Source organism: Bradyrhizobium sp. LA6.1 (assembly GCF_040547805.1).
In the GTDB taxonomy this organism is placed as follows: Bacteria; Pseudomonadota; Alphaproteobacteria; order Rhizobiales; family Xanthobacteraceae; genus Bradyrhizobium; species Bradyrhizobium barranii.
On record NZ_JBEPQK010000014.1, the window covers coordinates 152,293 to 172,764 of the forward strand.

The window sequence follows — 20,472 nt, forward strand, 5'->3', positions numbered from 1 at the left end:
CCCCAAGGCCTTGAGCCGGCCGCGCGTCCCGGATTGCGCGAACCGTGCCGTTCTAACACGCGAGTGCCGAATTCGTCCCATGACAGATGCGTCATGGCTATGGCGGCAAATCACTGGCCAAGCCGCCAAGGATCGCCATATAAGGCAGGCGAAATTCGGGACATTTCATGAGCGCTCTGGCCAACCACGCATTTGCCAAGATGAACGGCATCGGCAACGAGATCGTCGTTGTCGACATGCGTGATTCCGCCGCGCCGGTGACGCCGGACGACGTCCGCGCGGTCGCGTCCGCGCCGGGCGGCGTGCCCTACGACCAGCTCATGGTGCTCCGGAAGCCGCGGTTCGACGGGACCGAGGCGTTCATCAGCATCTACAACAATGACGGCTCCGAGGCCGGCGCCTGCGGCAACGGCATGCGCTGCGTGGTGCGGCGCATCTTCGAGAAGACCGGGCAGACCACGGCAACGTTCGAGACCGCTGCGGGCTTGCTCAATTGCTGGCAGGGCCCGGCACCCGATCTCTACACCGTCGATATGGGCGCGCCAAAATTCGGCTGGCAGGACATTCCGCTGGCGGAAGAGTTTCGCGACACCCGTTACATCGAATTGCAGATCGGGCCGATCGACAATCCGATCCTGCATTCGCCCTCGGTGGTGAGCATGGGCAATCCGCATGCGATCTTCTGGGTCGAGGACGTCAACGCCTATGATCTCGAGCGTTTCGGTCCGCTGCTGGAAAATCACCCGATCTTCCCCGAACGCGCCAACATCACGCTCGCCCACATCGTCGATCGCGACCACGTCACGATCCGCACCTGGGAGCGTGGCGCGGGCCTGACCAGAGCTTGTGGTTCGGCGGCCTGCGCGACCGCGGTCGCTGCCGCGCGGCTGAAGCGCACCGAGCGCAATGTCGAGATCACGCTGCCCGGCGGCAAGCTCGGGATCGAATGGCGTGAAAGCGACGACCACGTGCTGATGACGGGCCCCGCGACCTTCGAATATGAGGGCTCCTTCGATCCGGCGCTGTTCGCGCCGGTCGGCTGATGGCCGTCGACGTCGTCACCTTCGGCTGCCGCCTCAATGCCTTCGAGGCCGAATTGATCCGCCGCGAGGCTGAAGGCGCTGGCCTTTCCGATACCATCGTCATCAACAGCTGCGCCGTCACCAACGAAGCGGTGGCGCAGGCGCGCCAGTCGATCCGTAAATTGAAGCGCGAACGGCCGGGTGCGCGCATCGTCGTCACCGGCTGTGCGGCGCAGACGCAGAGCCGGATGTTCGCAGACATGGCCGAGGTCGATCGCGTCCTCGGCAATGACGACAAGATGCGCAGCGAAGCCTGGCGCGATGCGCGTGCCGCGTTCGATCTCGGTGCGAGCGAAAAGATCGCCGTCAGCGACATCATGGCGGTGAAGGAGATGGCGCCGCATCTGATCGACGGCTTTGCGAGCGGCCTGCCGCGCGTGTTCGTGCAGGTGCAGAACGGCTGCGACCATCGCTGCACGTTCTGCATCATCCCCTATGGCCGCGGCAATTCACGCTCGGTGCCGATGGGCGCGGTGGTCGATCAGGTGCGGGCGCTTGTTGCGCGCGGCCATGCCGAGATCGTGCTGACCGGTGTGGACCTCACCAGCTATGGCGCCGACCTGCCGGGTGCACCAAGACTCGGCATGCTGACGAAGCAGATCTTGCGGCACGTGCCGGAGCTCAAGCGCCTGCGCATCTCCTCGATCGATTCGATCGAGGCCGATGCCGATCTGCTGGATGCCATCGGCGACGATGCGCGCCTGATGCCGCATCTGCACCTGTCGCTGCAATCCGGCGACGACATGATTTTGAAGCGCATGAAACGGCGGCATTCGCGCAACGACGCGATCGCGTTCTGCGACCAGGTCCGCCGCCTGCGCCCGGACATCGCGTTCGGAGCCGACATCATCGCGGGCTTTCCGACCGAGACCGAGGAGATGTTTTCGCGCTCGCTGGATCTCGTGGAGGAGTGCGGTCTGACGTTCCTGCACGTCTTCCCGTATTCGCCACGCCCCGGCACGCCGGCCGCGCGGATGCCGCAGGTCGCGGGCGGTGCGATCAAGGAGCGTGCGAAGCGGCTGCGTGCGGCGGGCGAAGTGGCATTACGACGGCGGCTGCAAGAGGAAGTGGGTACGACGCGCGATGTGCTGATCGAGAGCGACAGCCAGGGCCGCACGGAGCATTATCTGCCGGTGGCGATCGCGGGTGAACGTATTGGCCGTGTGGTGCCGCTGATGATCGCCGGCAGCGATGGCGAGCGGCTAACCACGTAATCAGTGTCGTCGCCCGGCTTGACCGGGCGACCCAGTACGCCGCGGCTCCTCGGTTCTATCGCTGCCGTCTCTGGAATACTGGATTGCCCGCTTTCGCGGGCAATGACAGCGGAGTGTGTGATGAGCAGCAGGCCTACAACGCCCGCACCTGCCAGAATCGCAGCGTCCGCCGCGCGTTCTCCGACGTCATTCGCGCGTAATTGCTTTTCGCCCTCGCGATATCAGCGGGTTTCATCGCGCCGGTGGCAAAGCGACTCTCGAGCACGGCGGCTGTGGTTTCCCAGCTGAGCTGGGCCGCCTTGCACGGCACCAGCAAGCCGTCCTCGCGCAGGCTCTGCATCAGCGGGCGAATCACCTCGACGGTCGATCCGGACAGGGCCGCTAATGCAGCCACGGTTTCCTCGTAGCGCCGCTGCGTGGCGAAGCCGAGCAGCGTCGCCTCGGTCAGCTGGCCCGTCGCCTTGAGATTTGCGATGGCCCGCTTGGCGCCTTCGAAATCGCGGACGGCCGACATCTCGCGCTCGACACCGACGGTCACGGCGGCGATCGCGCCCTGGATCTCCTCGAACAGATGCGGCGGTGCGCGCGACAGCAGACGGGTCCGCACGGTATCCGTGGCCGAGCGCAGCAACCGGCGGCGCAAGTCGGACGGCAGGTCGACGCGGACGCCGACGCTCACGGCGAGCTCGGGATCGGCCTCCGCCTGCCCGACGATGACGGCAAATCCGTTTCCGGAAACGCGCGCGCCGGGATTGGCGGCAAGCCGCCGGCTGACGCTGGGATAGCGCCGCGCCAGCAGCGCGTCGGTGACGATCTCCTTGAGCCACCAGCGACCGGCGACCGCGAGCAGATGCGATTCGCCCTTGCTGGAGGCGATCTTCACCAGCTCGCCATCGTCGAGGCGCGCGGATTCCTGGAGCACGGGGCCGGCGATGCGAATTTCGTCATTATTGGCGAGGCGGCGGATCACGGAGGGCGGCGCCTGCGCGATCGGCGCAAGCTGCGCGCTGATCTCGGCCAGCGCAACGCGTGCCCCCATGTCGGCGATGGCGCGCAGCTCGATGGTGCCGATCAGGCGCTCGAGCACGTCGTCGAACAGCGCGATCTGCTCGTTGCCAAAACTTCCGGCGGAGGAGAGAAACAGGTCGGTGACGCGGCGGGCCGTTTCCAGGCCCTTTTCCGCCGAGCCGAGCCGAATCGCTGATTCGACTTCATCGATGATCGAAAACTCGGCCGTGGACATGACGCGTTGCTCGTCCTGAGCGAATGACGGAAGCTTGTTCTAAGCAATCGCAATCATTAGAGACGAGCACTGAACGTTTCGTAAACCACGGGGCGGAAGGCGAGCACTGCTTTGCTCCCCGACCGGCCACTGCTCCTCATCCTGAGGAGCCCGCGAAGCGGGCGTCTCGAAGGATGGCCGCGGGCGACAGTCGGGCCTTCATGGTTCGAGACGGCCGCTACGCGGCCTCCTCACCATGAGGGTCTGGCAACGTCATTCCCCATTCCACCCGCAGGCGCGGAGCTTGTCGTGCATGTGGGGCGGGGCCGGCGCGACCACGCGGATCGGCTCCTTGTTCCGGGAGATCGGCACCACGATCTCGCGGGAATGCAGGTGCAGCCGCGGCTCGCCGAAGCGCGGGCCGTTGCCGTAAATGTTATCGCCGAAAATCGGCCAGCCGGTCGCGGCCGAATGCACCCGCAATTGATGGGTTCGGCCGGTCACCGGTTCCATGGCGAGCCAGGTCAGCCCGTCGCCCCGGCCCATCACTTTCCAGTTGGTGATCGCCTTCTGGCCCTCGGGATCGGGTTTCTGCCACCAGCCGCGCTCGGCATTGAGCCGGCCGAGCGGCATGTCGATGGTGCCTTCGTCTTCGGCAGGGCCGCCCTCGACCACGGTCCAGTAGGTCTTGCCGATCTTGCCGTGCTTGAAGAGGAGGCCGAGCGAGGCGGTCGCCTTGCGATGGCGGCCGAGCACGAGGCAGCCGGAGGTGTCTTTGTCCAGCCGGTGGGCCAGCACCGGCGGCCGCGGCAGGCCGAAACGAAGCGCCTCGAACGATGTTTCCAGATTGGCCCCGCCCTTGGGGCCGCGGTGCACCGGCAGGCCGGCGGGCTTGTCGATGACCAGCATCAGCCCGTCGCGATGGAGCACGCGCGCCAGGATCTCGTCGGCGGTCAATTCGGGAACATCGAGCAATTGCAAGACTTTCGGTCAACACTTTCGTTTGGGAGCCGGAACGGCTAACACACCGCCACCATGAACGATACCACGTCAGATCCCCCCAAGCTGAGCTGGTGGCGCCGCCTGTCCAACGGGCTGAAGCGCACCTCGTCCTCGCTCGGGACCGCGGTCGCCGACCTCGTCACCAAGCGCAAGCTCGACCGCGCCATGCTCGACGACATCGAGGACGTGCTGCTGCGCGCCGACCTCGGCACGTCGGTCGCGGTGCGGATCGCGGACGCCGTCGGCACGGGCCGCTACGACAAGGCGATCTCGGCGGACGAGGTCAAGGACGTCGTCGCCACCGAGGTCGAGAAGGTGCTGGCGCCGGTGGCAAAGCCGCTCGAGATCGACGCGGGCAGGAAGCCGTTCGTCATTCTCGTCGTCGGCGTCAACGGCTCCGGCAAGACCACGACCATCGGAAAGCTCTCGCAAAAATTCGCATCCGAGGGCCGCAAGGTGATGCTGGCCGCCGGCGACACGTTTCGCGCGGCCGCGATCGAGCAGCTCAAGGTCTGGGGCGAGCGCACCAGGACGCCGGTCATCGCTGGCACCCAGGGCTCGGATTCGGCAAGCCTCGCCTTCAACGCGCTGACGGCAGCGAAGGAGCAGGCCATCGACGTGCTCCTGATCGACACCGCCGGCCGCCTGCAGAACAAGGCCGAGCTGATGAACGAGCTCGAAAAGGTCGTGCGCGTGATCCGCAAGGTGGACGACACTGCGCCGCATGCCGTCTTGCTGGTGCTTGATGCTACGGTCGGCCAGAACGCGCTGTCGCAGGTCGAGGCCTTCCATCGCACGGCGGGGGTCACCGGCCTCGTGATGACGAAGCTCGACGGCACCGCGCGCGGCGGCATTCTGGTGGCGCTCGCGGAGAAATTCAAACTGCCGGTGCATTTCATCGGCGTCGGCGAAGGCGTCGACGATCTCGCGCCGTTCACCGCGCGCGATTTCGCCCGTGCGATCGCCGGAATCGAAAGCTGAGAATGGACAAGACCCAGCCGCATCCGCTGTTCAAGCTCGCGACCGAGCTCGGTCCGCTGCTCGTGTTCTTCTTCGTGAATGCGAAGTTCAATCTGTTCGCCGCGACCGGCGCCTTCATGGTCGCGATCGTCGCGGCGATGATCGCGTCCTATGTGGTGACGCGCCACATCCCGATCATGGCGATCGTGACAGGCGTGATCGTGCTGGTGTTCGGCACGCTGACGCTGGTGCTGCACGACGAGACCTTCATCAAGGTCAAGCCGACCATCATCTACGGCCTGTTCGCGGCGATCCTCGGCGGCGGGCTGTTGTTCGGCCGCTCCTTCATCGCCGTGATGTTCGACCAGATGTTCAACCTGACCCCGCAGGGCTGGCGCATCCTCACGCTGCGCTGGGCGCTGTTCTTCGCCGGCATGGCCATCCTGAACGAGATCGTCTGGCGCACCCAGAGCACGGACTTCTGGGTGAACTTCAAGGTGTTCGGCGTCACCCCGATCACGATGATCTTCGCCATCGCCCAGATGCCGCTGACCAAGCGCTACGGGATCGAGCCGGCGTCGCTGGAGGCGAGCGAGGCCGAGGCGGGGGATGTAAGGAAAAGGTGACGGTCTCTCAGCTCGTCATTGCGAGCTGAAATGCGGCCATACACTCAACTGTCATCGCCCGGCTTGACCGGGCGATCCAGTATTCCAGAGACAGTCGTGAGATACGGTGAGGCCGCGGCGTACTGGATGCCCCGGTCAAGCCGGGGCATGACAGCGGTGCGTGGTGCTGGCCCCTGCGCTCGCGCGAGAGCGGAGCTCAGCTCCCCGCCTTCAACGCCTTCTCCATCTGCGGGAGCAGCACCGTCCGCAGATTGTCCGGCGTGATCGGTCCCACCAGCTTGTAGACGATGGTGCCTTCGCGCCCGACCACGAACGTTTCCGGCACGCCATAGACGCCCCATTCGATCGAGGCGCGGCCGTTGGCATCCACGCCGACGCGGCCGAACGGGTTGCCGTAGCGGCCGAGGAAACGGCGCGCGTTGTCGGCCGCGTCCTTGTAGTTGATGCCGACGAGCTGGAAGCGCTTGTCCTTGGCGAGCTCGGTCAGGAGCGGCGCCTCGTCATGGCAGGGCACGCACCAGGACGCCCAGACATTGACGAGGCTGACCTTGCCCTTGAACGCGGCGGGATCGAGGCCCGGCACCTGCGAATTGTCGGCCTGCAATCCCTCGAGCGGCGGCAGCGCGGTCTGCGGCGCCGGCCGGCCGATCAGCGCGGACGGAATCCGCGAGGGATCGCCGCTGCCGAGCCGGAACCAGAACAGCAGCGCCAGGGCGATGAAGGCGATCAGCGGCAGCACCATCAGGAAGGTGCGGCGCTGCGGCGGAGCGGAAGTCGGTTGATCGCTCATGATTGATCTCTCATGGCGTGTCCGTTGCGCTGCGTCCGGAGCGGCGCGTGACGCCGCTGCGGTCGAGCTCGCGCAGGCGCTCGGTCTGGCTGCGATAGTCGAGCACGATCCAGCCGATCAGGATCACGATGACGAGCGCGGCCGCGGCATAGGACGTCACGATGAAGGACGCGTAGGGACCAAGTGACATCGTCATGCGGCCTTCTGGCTCGCTTGCATCATCTGCAAGGAGCGGACGCGGCGGCGCAGGATCTCATTGCGCATCGCCGCGATATGCAACGTGACGAACAGCAGCGTGAACGCGATGGCCATCAGCAGCAGCGGGATCAGGAACGATTTGTCGAGCGTCGAGCCGCCCATGCGCATCACCGACGCCGGCTGGTGCAGCGTGTTCCACCAATCGACCGAGAATTTGATGATGGGCAGGTTGATCGCGCCGACCAGCGTCAGCACGGCGGCGGCGCGCGCCGCGCGCGAGGGATCCTCGACCGCGCGCCACAGCGCCATCAGGCCGAGATACATCAGGAAGAGAATCAGCACCGAGGTCAGCCGCGCGTCCCATTCCCAATAGGTGCCCCACATCGGCCGGCCCCACAGCGATCCCGTGAGCAGCGCGAGGAAGGTGAAGGCGGCGCCGATCGGCGCGGCGGCCTTGGCGGCGACGTCGGCGAGCGGATGCCGCCACACCAGCGTGCCCAATGAGGCGATGCTCATCACGCCCCAGACGAACATCGACAGCCAGGCGTTGGGCACGTGGATGAACATGATCTTCACCGTCGCGCCCTGCTGGTAGTCGTCGGGCGCGAGAGCGGACTGGTAGAGGCCGATGGTGAGCAGGATGACGGTCGCGGCCACAAGCCACGGCAGCACCCGCGCCGTCAGCGCGAGGAACCGTGTCGGATTGGCGAGATCGATCAGCGTCATGGTATTCTGATAATCACAGGTCAGCACTCACGCAATCAGCATAAAAGCGCGCAGCGAAAGTTGATCGGGGTCAAGGGCAATTCGGCCCATTTCAATCGAGACCATGGCGCAGGCTCGCCGCCGCCGCGAAAGGGCCGATGACGAGGCTGACCAGCGACAGCGCGCACAGGATCGAGAACGGCGCGCCGAACGTCATAGGACCGACGATCACGGCCTGCGAGGCCGCGACGCCGAAAATCAGCACCGGGATCGACAGCGGCAGCACCAGCACGGCCATCAACAGTCCGCCCCGGTGCAGCGTCACCGCCAGCGCCGCGCCGATCATGCCGGTGAAGGTCAGCGCCGGCGTACCGGCCAGGAGCGTCAGCGCCACCGCCCCGGTCGCGACCATGTCGAGGTTGAGCAGCAGGCCGAGCACCGGGGTTGCGACAATCAGTGGCAGGCCCGCCGCCAGCCAATGCGCCAGCGCCTTGGCGGCGCAGGCGAGTTCCAGCGGCGTCCGGCTCATCGTGATCAGGTCGAGCGAGCCGTCCTCGTGGTCGGCCATGAACAGCCGGTCCAGGGTGAGCAGGCTCGCCAGCAGCGCGCCTAGCCACAGGATCGCCGGCCCGAGCCGCGACAGCAGCGCCAGATCCGGCCCCACCGCGAACGGCATCAGGACGACGACGGTCAGGAAGAACAGCACGCCGATCAATGCCCCACCGCCGACGCGGAGCGCGATCCGGATATCCCGGCGGATGAGGGCGGACAGGGCGGTCATGCCACGGCTCCCATGGGTGAGGAGACGACCCCCGCCGGTTGCCCCGGGCGAGCTGCGCTCCCTCCCCCCTCTTGTCCGCCGAAGCCTTGGCGAAGGCGGATGCGGGGGAGGGCGGGGGAGAGGGGTAGCCGCGGGAGGAATGGTTGTTGGGGATGAGCTGCCGGCAACAGATCACCCACTTTTCCAGCGCTTGAACCGAGAGATTGTCGCCCGTGGCACCCCTCTCCCTGACCCTCCCCCGCATCCGCCTTCGCCAAGGCTTCGGCGGACAAGAGGGGGGAGGGAACGGAGAGGGCGGAGCCCAGCCGCTTAGAAAGCTGAGGGTCCGTCGGAATCATGCCATTTCCCCAATCCTCAGCTCCCGCGAATCGATGCCCAGCGGCGCATGCGTCGCCGCGATGATCAGGCCGCCTCGGCCGAGATGCTCCCGCATCAGGCCCTCGAACATGCCCTGGCCGGCCACGTCCAGCGCCGTGGTCGGCTCGTCCAGTAGCCAGACCGGGCGGCGCACCGTCAGCAGCCGGGCCAGCGACAGGCGGCGGCGCTGGCCGGCGGACAGGAAGGCGGCCGGCAATTGGGTGGCGTGATCGAGCCCGACGATGGCGAGGCTCTTGGCCGCATCACTGCGCTCGCCGCCCAGAAAATCAGCCCAGAATGACAGGTTTTCCGCCACGCTCAGCGCCGGCTTCAGGGCGTCGCGATGGCCGAGATAGTGGCACTGCTCCGGCAGCGTCAGCTCGGCATCGCCGCCGTCGAGCGCGATTGTCCCGCCGGCCGGAATCAGCAGGCCCGCGATCAGCCTCAGCAGCGAGGTCTTGCCCGAGCCGTTGCGGCCCACGACTGCCACGGCCTCGCCCGAGACCGCCTCGAAATCGAGCCCGGAAAACACCTCGCGGCCGCCGCGCACGCAGACAACCCCGCGTCCGGATAGCTGCATCTTGCCTTGGTTCAATCCGCTCAAAGCCTGGCCTCAGGAAATCTTGGGGTAGCGCATGGGAATTTTTGGCTCGCGGATTGCTGCGGCACGATTGTGGCTGTGGCGGCGCGGTTAGAAAGCTTCTATAAGCCCGGAACTACTTGATGCAGCAACTCAACCTGCCCCTGCAAGCGACCCAGCCGGACTCGCTGACGGTGTTAAAATACCCCTTGCCGGGTATAACTAACAATTGGGATTTCCTACATGACCTCGCTCGACAGCTTCAAATGCAAAAAGACCCTCAAGGTCGGCGCCAAGACCTATGTCTATTACAGCCTGCCCACGGCCGAGAAGAATGGTCTCAAGGGAATTTCGAAACTCCCCTATTCGATGAAGGTTCTGCTCGAGAACCTCCTGCGCAACGAGGACGGCCGCACGGTCAAGAAGGAAGACATCGTGGCGGTGTCGAAGTGGCTGCGCAAGAAGTCGCTGGAGCATGAGATCGCATTCCGCCCGGCCCGCGTGCTGATGCAGGATTTCACCGGCGTGCCGGCCGTGGTCGATCTCGCCGCGATGCGCAACGCGATGCAGAAGCTCGGCGGCGATGCCGAGAAGATCAACCCGCTGGTTCCGGTCGACCTCGTCATCGACCACTCCGTGATCGTTAACTTCTTCGGCGACAACAAGGCCTTCGGCAAGAACGTCACCGAGGAATACAAGCAGAACCAGGAACGCTACGAGTTCCTGAAGTGGGGCCAGAAGGCGTTCTCGAACTTCTCCGTCGTGCCGCCCGGCACCGGCATTTGCCATCAGGTCAATCTCGAATATCTTTCCCAGACGGTCTGGACCAAGAAGGAGAAGATGACGGTCGGCAAGAAGACCGGCACCTTCGAGGTCGCCTATCCCGACTCGCTGGTCGGCACCGACTCCCACACCACCATGGTCAACGGTCTCGCCGTGCTCGGCTGGGGCGTCGGCGGCATCGAGGCGGAAGCCTGCATGCTCGGTCAGCCGCTGTCGATGCTGCTGCCCACCGTCGTCGGCTTCAAGCTGAAGGGCGCGATGAAGGAAGGCGTCACCGCGACCGACCTCGTGCTGACCGTGACGCAGATGCTGCGCAAGCTCGGCGTGGTTGGCAAGTTCGTCGAGTTCTTCGGCCCCGGCCTTGATCACCTGTCCGTCGCCGACAAGGCGACCATCGCCAACATGGCGCCGGAATATGGCGCGACCTGCGGCTTCTTCCCGGTCGACGCTGCTGCGCTCGATTACCTCAAGACCTCCGGCCGCGCTCCGGCGCGCGTCGCGCTGGTGCAGGCCTATGCCAAGGCGCAGGGCCTGTTCCGCACCGCCAAGTCGGCCGATCCGGTGTTCACGGAAACGCTGACCCTCGACCTCGGCGACGTCGTTCCCTCGATGGCCGGTCCGAAGCGTCCCGAAGGCCGCATCGCGCTGCCGTCGGTCGCCGAAGGCTTTTCGCTCGCGCTCGGCACCGAGTACAAGAAGACCGACGAGCCCGGGAAGCGCTTTGCCGTCGACGGCAAGAACTTCGAGATCGGTCATGGCGACGTCGTGATCGCCGCCATCACCTCCTGCACCAACACCTCGAATCCGAGCGTCTTGATCGGCGCCGGCCTGCTTGCCCGTAACGCTGCCGCGAAGGGCCTCAAGGCAAAACCGTGGGTGAAGACGTCGCTCGCCCCGGGCAGCCAGGTGGTCGCGGCCTATCTCGCCGATTCAGGTCTGCAGGCCGATCTCGACAAGGTCGGCTTCAACCTGGTCGGCTTCGGCTGCACCACCTGCATCGGCAATTCCGGTCCGCTGCCCGAGGAGATCTCGAAGTCGATCAACGACAACGGCATCGTCGCGGCCGCCGTGCTCTCCGGCAACCGCAACTTCGAAGGCCGCGTCTCGCCGGACGTGCAGGCAAACTATCTCGCTTCGCCGCCGCTGGTCGTCGCCCACGCGCTCGCGGGCAGCGTCACCAAGAACCTCGCCGTCGAGCCGCTCGGTGAAGGCAAGGACGGCAAGCCGGTGTACCTCAAGGACATCTGGCCGACGACGAAGGAGATCAACGCCTTCATGAAGAAGTTCGTGACCGCGTCGATCTTCAAGAAGAAGTATGCCGACGTGTTCAAGGGCGACACCAACTGGCGCAAGATCAAGACGGTCGAGAGCGAGACCTATCGCTGGAACATGAGCTCGACCTATGTGCAGAACCCGCCCTATTTCGACGGCATGAAGAAGGAGCCGGAGCCGGTCACCGACATCATCGAGGCGCGCATCCTCGCCATGTTCGGCGACAAGATCACCACCGACCACATCTCGCCGGCCGGTTCGATCAAGCTCACCTCGCCCGCCGGCAAATATCTCAGCGAACACCAGGTGCGTCCGGCCGACTTCAACCAGTACGGCACGCGTCGCGGGAACCATGAAGTGATGATGCGCGGCACCTTCGCCAACATCCGCATCAAGAACTTCATGCTGAAGGGCGCTGACGGAAATATCCCGGAAGGCGGTCTCACCAAGCACTGGCCCGACGGCGAGCAGATGTCGATCTACGACGCCGCGATGAAGTACCAGCAGGAGCAGGTGCCGCTGGTGGTGTTCGCCGGTGCCGAATACGGCAACGGTTCCTCGCGCGACTGGGCTGCGAAGGGCACGCGCCTGCTCGGCGTCCGCGCCGTGATCTGCCAGAGCTTCGAGCGTATCCACCGCTCCAACCTGGTCGGCATGGGCGTGCTGCCGCTGACCTTCGAAGAGGGCACCTCCTGGTCGTCGCTCGGCCTGAAGGGCGACGAGAAGGTCACGCTGCGCGGCCTGGTCGGCGACCTGAAGCCGCGTCAGAAGCTGACCGCGGAGATCGTCTCCGGCGACGGTTCGTTGCAGCGGGTTTCGCTGCTTTGCCGCATCGATACGCTGGACGAGCTCGATTACTACCGGAACGGCGGCATTCTGCACTACGTGTTGCGCAAGCTCGCGGCCTAAGCGCGAATTTGTGAACGGTGGCTCACCGCGACGTGAGTAGAAGGTTAAACGAGGGCGGCCTATCACAAGGCCGCCTTCGTGCGTTAGAACACGCGTCCGATGGTCCCGCCCGGCGGAAAACCTCGCCCTGGACGGTTGAATGTACGATGCCCGTAAGACTACGGTGACCATCAGGCGATAGGATCTTCCCCCACGCGTGCGAGGTGTGACGTTCAAAATGACTGCAATGATGGCTTCTAATCTGGTTTCGCGCTGGTCCGGTGCACTCTGGTCGGGAGCACTTGGTATCTGCGCCATCGTCGCCGTCATCCGTCCCGCCGAGGCTGATCCTCGCGCCGTAGTCGAGCTCTTCACATCGCAGGGCTGCTCCTCCTGCCCGCCCGCCGACCAGGTCATCGGCGATCTCTCCAACGACCCGTCGATCATCGCGCTGAGCATGCCGATCGACTATTGGGATTATCTCGGCTGGAAGGACACGCTTGCGGATTCGCGCTTCTCGGCGCGGCAGCGCGCCTATTCGCGCATGCGCGGCGACCGCGAGGTCTATACGCCGCAAGTCGTGGTCAACGGTTCGACGCATGTCATCGGCAGCGATCGCGCCGGCATCGAGAGCGCGATCGGCAAGACCGACAACGGCGCAGGCGTAATGAGCGTGCCGGTGACGATGTCGCTTGCAGGCAAGCAGATCAACGTGTCGGTGGCGGCGAGCAAGGAGTCGGCGGTCTCGCACGGTGAGGTCTGGATCTGCTCGATCACGAAATCGGTGCCGATCGCAATCAGCCGCGGCGAAAATCGCGGACAGCAGATCACCTATCACAACGTCGTGCGCAACCTGCTCAAGGTCGGCGACTGGAACGGGCGTCCGGAAAGCTGGACGGTGCCGTTGGAAAATCTCACGCGCGACGGCGTCGACGGCGCTGTGGTCTATGTCCAGGACGGCAGCCGTGAGAAGCCGGGTGCGATGCTCGGCGCAGCCTACACGTCGCTGCACTAGATCAGATTTCTCTCGCCAGCGTCGTACTCGCTCTCACGCCTCATGGTGAGGAGCGCCCTTGCGCGCGAGGCGGACGATGCTACGCGTCGCCGCGAGAACCATGCAGTCACCGCTTCGCGGCTCCCCAGGATGAGGGGTGAGAGTTGTCTTCGCGTTAATCAGAGAGAAGTTGGTCGTGCCGGAAACATCTCGGCACAAACCAAAAAGGACCAACTTGCGTTGGCCCTCCTTGTCGCGCGTACAGACCCGATCCTGACGGCCCCGGGGGGCTGGGGGCTGAGGAATCCGGAACCGAAAGGACCGGGTCAACGCACACAGGTCTTTTCGCAATGCAGGGCGGCAGGCGCTTGGCGGAAAAGCGGCGATATCAAGATTCCTTCTAACGATCCCGTGACGGTTTGCCGCGACAGAATTCCACTCCTGCGTGTGCTCCGATTCGCACCCGATTCAATCAGTTGAGTGAAGAGCCCCTTGCGGCGGGGAACAGTTGGCGCGATCATGCAATTGTCATGATCCGCGGTTCCGGGGACGGTCCTTCGCGGATGCGATCATGCCGCGAGATGAGGAGGCGCTCGATGAGTCTGACGCCGGAGGATGCCGATCCGAGCGAGCAGCGCGCCGTGGCGCGCCCCACCGCTGCGAATGCCCAACCCAACCGGGTGACATTCAACCGGCTGGAACTGAACCGCATCCTCAACCTGTACGGCCGCATGGTCGCCGACGGCGAGTGGCGCGACTATGCCATCGACTTCCTGAAGGACCGCGCGGTGTTCTCGGTCTTCCGCCGCGCCTCGGAGGTGCCGATCTATCGGATCGAGAAGGACCCGCGGCTGGCGCGCAAGCAGGGCATGTACAGCGTGATCTCGGCGACCGGCCTGATCCTGCGCCGCGGCCACGAGCTCGAGCGCGTGCTGCTGGTGATCGATCGAAAATTGGCGGTGGTTTAGCCTTACGGACGGTGCCGTAGGGTGGGCAAAGGCGCACCGCGCCGTGCCCACCATCTTTCCTCAATCACCGGGCATGCTGGGCACGCTTCCGCCTTCGCTCTCCGAGCTACGGCGGACAAGTCGCTTTGCCCACCCTACGAGACCGAGGTTATTTCGGCACCGTACTCGCGCCCTCGCCCAGATCCCGCTGCATCATCACCGTGTCGAGCCAGCGGCCGAATTTCAGGCCAACATTGGGATGCGTGCCGATCATCTTGAAACCGCCGCGCGTGTGCACGCCGATCGAGCCGGCATTGGCGGAATCGCCGATCACCGCGATCATCTGGCGGAAGCCGCGCGCCTCGCATTCAGCGATCAGCCGGTCCAGCAGCAATGAGCCGATGCCGCGGCGGTGGAACGCGGGATCGAGATAGATCGAGTTCTCGACCGTGAAGCGGTAGGCCGGCCGCGGTCGGTAGGCGCCGGCATAGGCATAGCCGGCGACGCTACGATCGAGGATGGCGACGAAATAGGGATAGCCGCCGTCGATCAGCGCGCGGTAGCGGCGCGTCATCTCGGCCAGATCCGGCGGCGCCAGCTCGAATGTCGCGGTGCCCTCGCGGACGGCCTGCTTGTAGATGGCGGTGATGGCGGGAAGGTCGGCCTCAATGGCGGGCCTGATCTCAGGTGCGGACATGGCGGCGAGATTAGAGCCTTCCCGCGGTCACTGGAAGGGGCAACGCCGCTTCCCCATGCTCCGTCATTGCCAGCGCAGCAGCCCTCCAATCTTCTCCGCTGTCATGCCCCGCGCAGGGGGGCATCCAGTACTCCGAGACAGCGCGGCTAGAACCGAGCCGCTGCGGCGTACTGGATCGCCCGCCCCAGTGCGCAATTGCGCACAAGGCGGGCGATGACAAGCGGGGGGGGCGTCGCGCATCCCGGCCCAAACAAAAACCCCGGCCTCTCGGCCGGGGTTCGTATCCGTTCTCTCGTCGAAGCGCTTAGTCGCGCTGGCCAAGGAGCTGCAGGAGCAGCGTGAACAGGTTGATGAAGTTCAGGTACAGCGACAGTGCGCCGGTGATGGCCGCACGCTCTGCGATGTCACCGCCGGCCGAGGCGTAGCCGTAGATGTAGTCGTTCTTCAGCCGCTGGGTGTCCCAGGCGGTGAGGCCCGCGAACACCAGCACGCCCACCACCGAGACGATGAACTGCAGCATCGTGCTGGCCAGGAACAGGTTGACCAGGCTCGCGATGATGATGCCGATCAGGCCCATGAACAGGAACGAGCCCATCCCGGTCAGATCACGCTTGGTGGTGTAGCCGTAGAGGCTCAGCGCGCCAAACGTGGCCGCGGTGATGAAGAACACCCGCACGATCGAGGTGTGCGTGAACACCAGGAAGATCGAGGACAGCGAGATGCCCATCAGCGCCGCGAACACCCAGAACAGGATCTGCGCGGTCGAGGGGGCGAGACGGTTGATGCCCGCCGAGATCACGAACACCATCGCGAGCGGCGCGAGCATGAACAGCCACTTCAGGGGGCTGACGAACATCGCGTAGCCGAACGGCGTCAGGAACAGCTTGCCGACGCGGACGGCTTCCGGGGTCGGAACGTCGGTCACGGCGGCCATATAGACGCCGAGCGCGGCCAGGCCGGTGATGGCGAGGCCGATGCTCATGTAATTGTAGATGCGCAGCATATAGGCGCGCAGGCCGGCATCGACCGTCGCGGCGTCAACACGCCCGGCGGCCCTGCCGAAAGGAGAAGCGTAGTTACGGTCTAGGTCCGACATGGTCGAATTCCCGTTGGTTAGCCCGGTCCGGCATGAGGGTCGCCATGCCGCCGGTTCGTCAAATTCTATCTCGGATACCGATCTGTGCCGACTAAATTCTGGCTCATAATCGGGGGTCCGAACCCATTGGATATGTGGGAAACTAACACATTCGCTGCAACCGTCCACGCGCGGCTGAATGTCGCCCTCGCCCGCAATCCTGGCGAGCAGACGTGGTTAATCGCTGGAATCGTGCGATTCCGACATCGCGGGCTCGCCCGCTACCATTTGTCACAAATTCCGCAACACCGTGGCGGGCTTTTTGTTCAATGCCAGCAGCGTCCCGGCGAGCCCAAGTCCGACCGTGACGACCAGGGCCGCCGCGACCACGCCGGCCGCGCTGCCGGCCTGCCAGACGAAACTCAGCGTCATCAGCCGCGTCACGATCATCCAGGCCGCGACGCTGCCGGCGATCACGCCGAACACCGCGGTGGCAAGCCCGATCAGCAGGTATTCGAGGGCATAGGCGCCGAGCAGCCGCAGCCGGGTCGCGCCGAGGGTCTTGAGGATCACGGCATCGTAGACCCGGTGGCGGTGGCCGGCGGCGAGCGCGCCGCCCAGCACCAGGATCGCCGAGATCAGGGTCACCGCGCTGGCGCCGCGGATCGCGAGCGCAAGATTGGTCACGACCGAGCCGACCGTCTCCATCACCTCGCGCACGCGCACGCTCGTCACCATCGGATAGGTGTCGGCGACTTGCCTGATAATCTTGCCGTCGCCGGCCGCAGTGCCGCCGGCCTCGGTGAGCGTCGCGATATGGGTATGCGGCGCGCCCTTGAAGGCGTTGGGCGAGAACACCAGCACGAAATTGATGCCCATGCCCTGCCAGTCGATGGTGCGCAGATTGCCGATTTTGGCCGGGATGTCGCGGCCGAGCACGTTGACCACGATCTCGTCGCCGAGCTTGAGACCGAGCCCGTCGGCGATCTTCTTCTCCATCGAGACCAGCAGCGGGCCGGAATAGTCGGCGCTCCACCATTCGCCCTCGACCACCTTGGAACCCTTTGGCAGCTCGGCGGTATAGGTCAGGCCGCGGTCGCTTTGCAGCACCCATTCGGAATCGGTGGTGGGCTTGAGGTCCTCGGCACGCACCCCGCGCGCGGCAACGATGCGGCCGCGCAGCATCGGCACGTCCTCGACCTTTGCGCCCGGCGCGATCCGGCGCAGATAGCCGTCGAACTGCTCGGCCTGCGTGCTCGGGATGTCGATGAAGAAGAACGACGGCGCGTGTTCGGGGAGGGCCGCAAGGAACTGCCGGCGCAGATTGCCGTCGATCTGGGTGATGGTGACGAGCACGGCGAGCCCGAGCCCGAGCGACAGCACGACGGAGGGCGTCAGCGCGCCCGGCCGGTGGATGTTGGCGATCGCCAGCCGCAGCATCGGCAGGCGCGTGCGCGGCAGCCGGCGCGCGATCGTCATCAGCAGGGCGGCGATGCCGCGGAGCAGGGCGAACACGACGACGGAGGAGGCCACGAACACCGCGGCGATGCGCTTGTCGAAGGACAATCCGATCACGACCGCGATCAGCAGCGCGATCACGACGGCCATGAACACGAGATAACTCCAGCGCGGCCGGTGCCATTCGGAGCTGATGGTGTCGCGGAACAGCGCGGCGACCGGCACGTCGTGCACCCGCCCGAGCGGCCACAGGCCGAAGGCGAGCGCCGTGAGCAGGCCATAGACGAAGGACAGCGCGAGCTCGTCGGCATGCACGGCCGGCACCACCGGCAGCGGCAGCAGTTTTCCGAATAGGCCGACGATGGCGAACGGCATGGCGGCGCCGAGCGCGAGGCCGATCACCGAGCCAATTCCCGCCAGCAGGAGGACCTGCGCCAGATAGATGCCGAACACGTCGCGGCCGGTGGCGCCGACCGCCTTGAAGGCCGCGATGACCTCGAGCCGGCGGTCGATATGGCTCTTGACGGCATTGGCGACGCCGACGCCGCCGACCAGGAGCGCGGCGAGGCCGACCAGCGTCAAGAATTGCGTGAAGCGGTTGATGTTGCGCTCGAGCTGCGGCGAGGCATTGGAGCGGCTGCGGATCTCCCAGCCGGCCTGCGGCGCAGCGTTGCGCGCGTCCGCGATGAAGGTGTCGGTGGCGCGCTCGCTGTTGCCGGTGTCAGGCAGCTTCACCCGGTAGACCCAGCGCACCAGGCTGCCGGGCTGGATCAGGCCGGTGGCGCGCAGGCCCGCCTCGCTGATCAGGAAGCGCGGCCCGAAACCGATGCCGCCGGCGAGCTTGTCGGGCTCGGCTTCGACGGTGCTGCGGATCTGGAACGTTGCGCTCCCGATGGTGACGCGGTCGCCGGTCTTCAGCGACAGCCGCGCCAGCAGCGTCGGATCGGCGGCGGCACCGAACGCGCCGTCGCGCTCCGCGAGCAGGTCGGACATCGGCAGCGGCGGCGCCAGCGTCAGCTGACCCAGCATCGGATAGGTGTCGTCGACCGCCTTCATCTCGACCAGCGCGAGCTGGCCGTCGGCGGAGCGCGCCATCCCGCGCAAGGTCGCTGCGGTGGAGACGGTGCCGCGCGAGCGCAGGAAGGAGACTTCCTCGGGCTTCGCCTCGCGCTGGAACAGCACGAAGGAGACGTCGCCGCCGAGCAGCGTGCGGCCCTCGCGCGCGAGACCGTCGCTCAGGCTCGCCGAGACCGAGCCGACGCCGGCGATGGCCATCACGCCGAGCGCGATGCAGGCGATGAAGACATAGAAGCCGCGCAGGCCTCCGCGCAATTCGCGCAGCGCGTAGCGCAGCGACAGCGCGACGCCGTTGGGTTTCGCGAACGGTTCGGCCGCGATGCTCATGCTGGCGCAGACTGGGTGTCGATGCGGCCGGAGCGCAGCCGGATCACGCGATCGCAGCGCTGCGCGAGCGAGGAATCGTGCGTGACCAGCACCAGCGTCATGCCGCGCTCGGCATGTTTGTTGAACAGAAGATCGACGATCTGCTTTCCGGTGGCCTCGTCGAGATTGCCGGTCGGCTCGTCCGCGACGAGGATGGCGGGATCGGGCGCCAGCGCGCGGGCGAGCGCGACGCGCTGCTGCTCGCCGCCGGACAGCTGCGTCGGATAGTGATGCAGGCGATCGCCGAGCCCGACCGATTGCAGCTCCTGCGCCGCGCGTCTTGCAGCGTCAGGGTTGCCGGCGAGTTCGAGCGGCACGGCGACGTTCTCGAGCGCCGTCATGGTCGGGATCAGATGGAAGGACTGGAAGACGATGCCGACCTGGCGGCCGCGGAAGCGGGCGAGCGCGTCCTCGTCGAGGGCATTGAAAGGCGTGCCTGACACCACCACCTCTCCGCTATCAGGACGCTCCAGCCCCGCCATCACCATCAGCAGCGTGGATTTGCCCGAGCCTGACGGGCCGATCAGGCCGATCGTCTCGCCCGAGGCGACCCGCAGGCTGATATCCTTGAGGATGTGAACGCGTGCCGCGCCCGTACCCAATGAAAGATTGACGTTGGAGATGGCGATGGTGTCCGGCGCGGTGCCGGCGAGCGAAGAGGTTTCGATGCGACTGTCCATGGTCCGGTCATATGGCAACTCCGCATACGCGGTCGAGAGGCGTTACGGATTCTTCATGCACATAGCCGTGTTGATGTTCGCTTTGATGACGGCGGTGGATCCGGCATTGGCCGAAGCGGCAAAGCCGGTCAAGCTTGTCGTTCTCGGCGATTCCCTCAGCGCCGGCCTCGGCCTCCCGGCCCAGGATGCATTCCCCAAAAAACTTCAAAAAGCCTTGCAAGCCAAAGGCATAGCGGTCGAGATGACCAATGCCGGGGTGTCCGGCGACACCTCGTCCGGCGGCCGTGACCGGCTCGACTGGTCGGTCCCGGACGGAACCGAGGGCGTGATCATCGAGCTCGGCGCCAACGACGCGCTGCGCGGCATCGACCCCGATTTGACGCGTACCGCGTTGACCGACATTGTCCAGCGATTGAAGGCACGCAAGATCGCGGTGATGCTGTGCGGCATGCTGGCGCCGCCGAATTACGGCGCGGAATACGCCGCGCGCTTCAATTCGATTTATCCGGATCTTGCGAAAAAATTCGACGTGCCGCTCTATCCGTTCTTCCTCGACGGTGTCGCGGCCGACGCCAAGCTCAACCAGGCCGACGGCATTCATCCGACCGCGGCCGGCGTCGACATTATCGTTAACAACATCATGCCCACCGTGGAGGCATTTTTGCGCAACATAAGCGAGCAGCGCCGCTGAAAAGCGGGCAGCGCTAACCGTAATTCC

Annotated in this window: 19 protein-coding genes; 8 read left to right on the plus strand and 11 right to left on the minus strand. The window is 65.5% G+C overall.

Going from position 1 to position 20,472, the window contains the following annotated elements; all coding sequences use genetic code 11:
- The first annotated feature begins 167 nt into the window (after positions 1-167).
- Positions 168-1,043: a diaminopimelate epimerase gene (dapF, locus tag ABIB99_RS29770; protein WP_354178918.1), complete on the plus strand. Its 876-nt coding sequence runs from the start codon at positions 168-170 to the stop codon at positions 1,041-1,043.
- Positions 1,043-2,296 carry a tRNA (N(6)-L-threonylcarbamoyladenosine(37)-C(2))-methylthiotransferase MtaB gene (mtaB, locus tag ABIB99_RS29775; RefSeq protein WP_063980400.1) on the plus strand — a complete coding sequence of 418 codons (1,254 nt, stop codon included), beginning with the start codon at positions 1,043-1,045 and terminating at the stop codon, positions 2,294-2,296. The genes dapF and mtaB overlap by 1 nt, the downstream gene beginning before the upstream one ends.
- Before the next feature lie 133 nt (positions 2,297-2,429).
- On the opposite strand, the gene ABIB99_RS29780 is transcribed toward mtaB, so the two are convergent.
- Positions 2,430-3,539, minus strand: coding sequence for a DUF2336 domain-containing protein (locus ABIB99_RS29780; protein WP_354178920.1), 1,110 nt, complete (start codon positions 3,537-3,539; stop codon positions 2,430-2,432).
- 252 nt (positions 3,540-3,791) lie between these two features.
- Positions 3,792-4,493 (minus strand): RluA family pseudouridine synthase, encoded by a 702-nt coding sequence (locus ABIB99_RS29785; RefSeq protein ID WP_354179014.1) that lies wholly within the window; start codon positions 4,491-4,493, stop codon positions 3,792-3,794.
- 60 nt (positions 4,494-4,553) lie between these two features.
- Here ABIB99_RS29785 and ftsY point away from each other — a divergent pair, with 60 nt between their 5' ends.
- Positions 4,554-5,501: a signal recognition particle-docking protein FtsY gene (ftsY, locus tag ABIB99_RS29790; RefSeq protein ID WP_071908655.1), complete on the plus strand. Its 948-nt coding sequence runs from the start codon at positions 4,554-4,556 to the stop codon at positions 5,499-5,501.
- Positions 5,502-5,503: 2 nt separating this feature from the next.
- A complete protein-coding gene (locus ABIB99_RS29795; protein WP_071908654.1) occupies positions 5,504-6,106 on the plus strand; it encodes a septation protein A in 603 nt (200 codons plus the stop codon).
- Positions 6,107-6,302: 196 nt separating this feature from the next.
- On the opposite strand, the gene ABIB99_RS29800 is transcribed toward ABIB99_RS29795, so the two are convergent.
- From ABIB99_RS29800 to ccmA, 5 genes are all read right to left on the minus strand, one after another.
- On the minus strand, positions 6,303-6,896 hold the full coding sequence (locus tag ABIB99_RS29800; RefSeq protein ID WP_282524166.1) for a DsbE family thiol:disulfide interchange protein: 594 nt from the start codon (positions 6,894-6,896) through the stop codon (positions 6,303-6,305).
- Positions 6,897-6,906: 10 nt separating this feature from the next.
- On the minus strand, positions 6,907-7,092 hold the full coding sequence (gene ccmD, locus ABIB99_RS29805) for a heme exporter protein CcmD (RefSeq protein WP_354178923.1): 186 nt from the start codon (positions 7,090-7,092) through the stop codon (positions 6,907-6,909).
- Complete coding sequence (locus ABIB99_RS29810) at positions 7,089-7,820, minus strand: heme ABC transporter permease (RefSeq protein ID WP_354178925.1); 732 nt, start codon at positions 7,818-7,820, stop codon at positions 7,089-7,091. The genes ccmD and ABIB99_RS29810 overlap by 4 nt, the downstream gene beginning before the upstream one ends.
- A gap of 91 nt (positions 7,821-7,911) precedes the next feature.
- Positions 7,912-8,580, minus strand: a complete 669-nt coding sequence (gene ccmB, locus ABIB99_RS29815) for a heme exporter protein CcmB (protein WP_028150494.1) — start codon at positions 8,578-8,580, stop codon at positions 7,912-7,914.
- A 334-nt stretch (positions 8,581-8,914) separates the two neighbouring features.
- Entirely contained in the window at positions 8,915-9,517 is a 603-nt protein-coding gene (ccmA, locus tag ABIB99_RS29820; RefSeq protein WP_354179016.1) for a heme ABC exporter ATP-binding protein CcmA, read from the minus strand.
- 243 nt (positions 9,518-9,760) lie between these two features.
- On the opposite strand from ccmA, the gene acnA reads away from it, so the two are divergent.
- The 3 genes from acnA to ABIB99_RS29835 all read left to right on the plus strand — a co-directional run bounded on the left by acnA (position 9,761) and on the right by ABIB99_RS29835 (position 14,422).
- Positions 9,761-12,481, plus strand: coding sequence for an aconitate hydratase AcnA (gene acnA, locus ABIB99_RS29825; RefSeq protein ID WP_063980406.1), 2,721 nt, complete (start codon positions 9,761-9,763; stop codon positions 12,479-12,481).
- Between the two features lie 217 nt (positions 12,482-12,698).
- Positions 12,699-13,475, plus strand: coding sequence for a DUF1223 domain-containing protein (locus ABIB99_RS29830; RefSeq protein ID WP_135215832.1), 777 nt, complete (start codon positions 12,699-12,701; stop codon positions 13,473-13,475).
- A gap of 575 nt (positions 13,476-14,050) precedes the next feature.
- Positions 14,051-14,422: a DUF2794 domain-containing protein gene (locus tag ABIB99_RS29835; protein WP_063980407.1), complete on the plus strand. Its 372-nt coding sequence runs from the start codon at positions 14,051-14,053 to the stop codon at positions 14,420-14,422.
- Positions 14,423-14,570: 148 nt separating this feature from the next.
- Here ABIB99_RS29835 and ABIB99_RS29840 read toward each other — a convergent pair whose 3' ends face one another.
- The 4 genes from ABIB99_RS29840 to ABIB99_RS29855 form a co-directional block, all read right to left on the minus strand.
- The gene (locus ABIB99_RS29840; RefSeq protein ID WP_063980408.1) at positions 14,571-15,098 is read right to left on the minus strand and encodes a GNAT family N-acetyltransferase; all 528 of its coding nucleotides are present in this window, start codon (positions 15,096-15,098) and stop codon (positions 14,571-14,573) included.
- Between the two features lie 304 nt (positions 15,099-15,402).
- Positions 15,403-16,194, minus strand: a complete 792-nt coding sequence (locus ABIB99_RS29845; RefSeq protein ID WP_014490629.1) for a Bax inhibitor-1/YccA family protein — start codon at positions 16,192-16,194, stop codon at positions 15,403-15,405.
- Between the two features lie 270 nt (positions 16,195-16,464).
- Entirely contained in the window at positions 16,465-19,035 is a 2,571-nt protein-coding gene (locus ABIB99_RS29850) for an ABC transporter permease (RefSeq protein WP_354178930.1), read from the minus strand.
- Complete coding sequence (locus ABIB99_RS29855) at positions 19,032-19,754, minus strand: ABC transporter ATP-binding protein (protein WP_071908649.1); 723 nt, start codon at positions 19,752-19,754, stop codon at positions 19,032-19,034. The genes ABIB99_RS29850 and ABIB99_RS29855 overlap by 4 nt, the downstream gene beginning before the upstream one ends.
- Before the next feature lie 55 nt (positions 19,755-19,809).
- On the opposite strand from ABIB99_RS29855, the gene ABIB99_RS29860 reads away from it, so the two are divergent.
- Positions 19,810-20,445, plus strand: coding sequence for an arylesterase (locus ABIB99_RS29860; RefSeq protein WP_354179018.1), 636 nt, complete (start codon positions 19,810-19,812; stop codon positions 20,443-20,445).
- The last annotated feature ends 27 nt before the right edge of the window (positions 20,446-20,472 follow it).

Bases quoted from the DNA above. Each gene is read 5' to 3' on its own strand.
- ABIB99_RS29860 (WP_354179018.1), top strand. From the start codon at position 19,810: ATGCACATAGCCGTGTTGATGTTCGCTTTGATGACGGCGGTGGATCCG.
- ABIB99_RS29795 (WP_071908654.1), top strand. From the start codon at position 5,504: ATGGACAAGACCCAGCCGCATCCGCTGTTCAAGCTCGCGACCGAGCTC.
- dapF (WP_354178918.1), top strand. From the start codon at position 168: ATGAGCGCTCTGGCCAACCACGCATTTGCCAAGATGAACGGCATCGGC.
- ABIB99_RS29855 (WP_071908649.1), bottom strand. From the start codon at position 19,754: ATGGACAGTCGCATCGAAACCTCTTCGCTCGCCGGCACCGCGCCGGAC.
- ccmB (WP_028150494.1), bottom strand. From the start codon at position 8,580: ATGACCGCCCTGTCCGCCCTCATCCGCCGGGATATCCGGATCGCGCTC.
- mtaB (WP_063980400.1), top strand. From the start codon at position 1,043: ATGGCCGTCGACGTCGTCACCTTCGGCTGCCGCCTCAATGCCTTCGAG.
- ccmA (WP_354179016.1), bottom strand. From the start codon at position 9,517: ATGCAGCTATCCGGACGCGGGGTTGTCTGCGTGCGCGGCGGCCGCGAG.
- ABIB99_RS29780 (WP_354178920.1), bottom strand. From the start codon at position 3,539: ATGTCCACGGCCGAGTTTTCGATCATCGATGAAGTCGAATCAGCGATT.
- ABIB99_RS29835 (WP_063980407.1), top strand. From the start codon at position 14,051: ATGAGTCTGACGCCGGAGGATGCCGATCCGAGCGAGCAGCGCGCCGTG.
- ABIB99_RS29810 (WP_354178925.1), bottom strand. From the start codon at position 7,820: ATGACGCTGATCGATCTCGCCAATCCGACACGGTTCCTCGCGCTGACG.
- ftsY (WP_071908655.1), top strand. From the start codon at position 4,554: ATGAACGATACCACGTCAGATCCCCCCAAGCTGAGCTGGTGGCGCCGC.
- ABIB99_RS29845 (WP_014490629.1), bottom strand. From the start codon at position 16,194: ATGTCGGACCTAGACCGTAACTACGCTTCTCCTTTCGGCAGGGCCGCC.
- ABIB99_RS29800 (WP_282524166.1), bottom strand. From the start codon at position 6,896: ATGAGCGATCAACCGACTTCCGCTCCGCCGCAGCGCCGCACCTTCCTG.
- acnA (WP_063980406.1), top strand. From the start codon at position 9,761: ATGACCTCGCTCGACAGCTTCAAATGCAAAAAGACCCTCAAGGTCGGC.
- ABIB99_RS29830 (WP_135215832.1), top strand. From the start codon at position 12,699: ATGACTGCAATGATGGCTTCTAATCTGGTTTCGCGCTGGTCCGGTGCA.
- ccmD (WP_354178923.1), bottom strand. From the start codon at position 7,092: ATGACGATGTCACTTGGTCCCTACGCGTCCTTCATCGTGACGTCCTAT.
- ABIB99_RS29850 (WP_354178930.1), bottom strand. From the start codon at position 19,035: ATGAGCATCGCGGCCGAACCGTTCGCGAAACCCAACGGCGTCGCGCTG.
- ABIB99_RS29840 (WP_063980408.1), bottom strand. From the start codon at position 15,098: ATGTCCGCACCTGAGATCAGGCCCGCCATTGAGGCCGACCTTCCCGCC.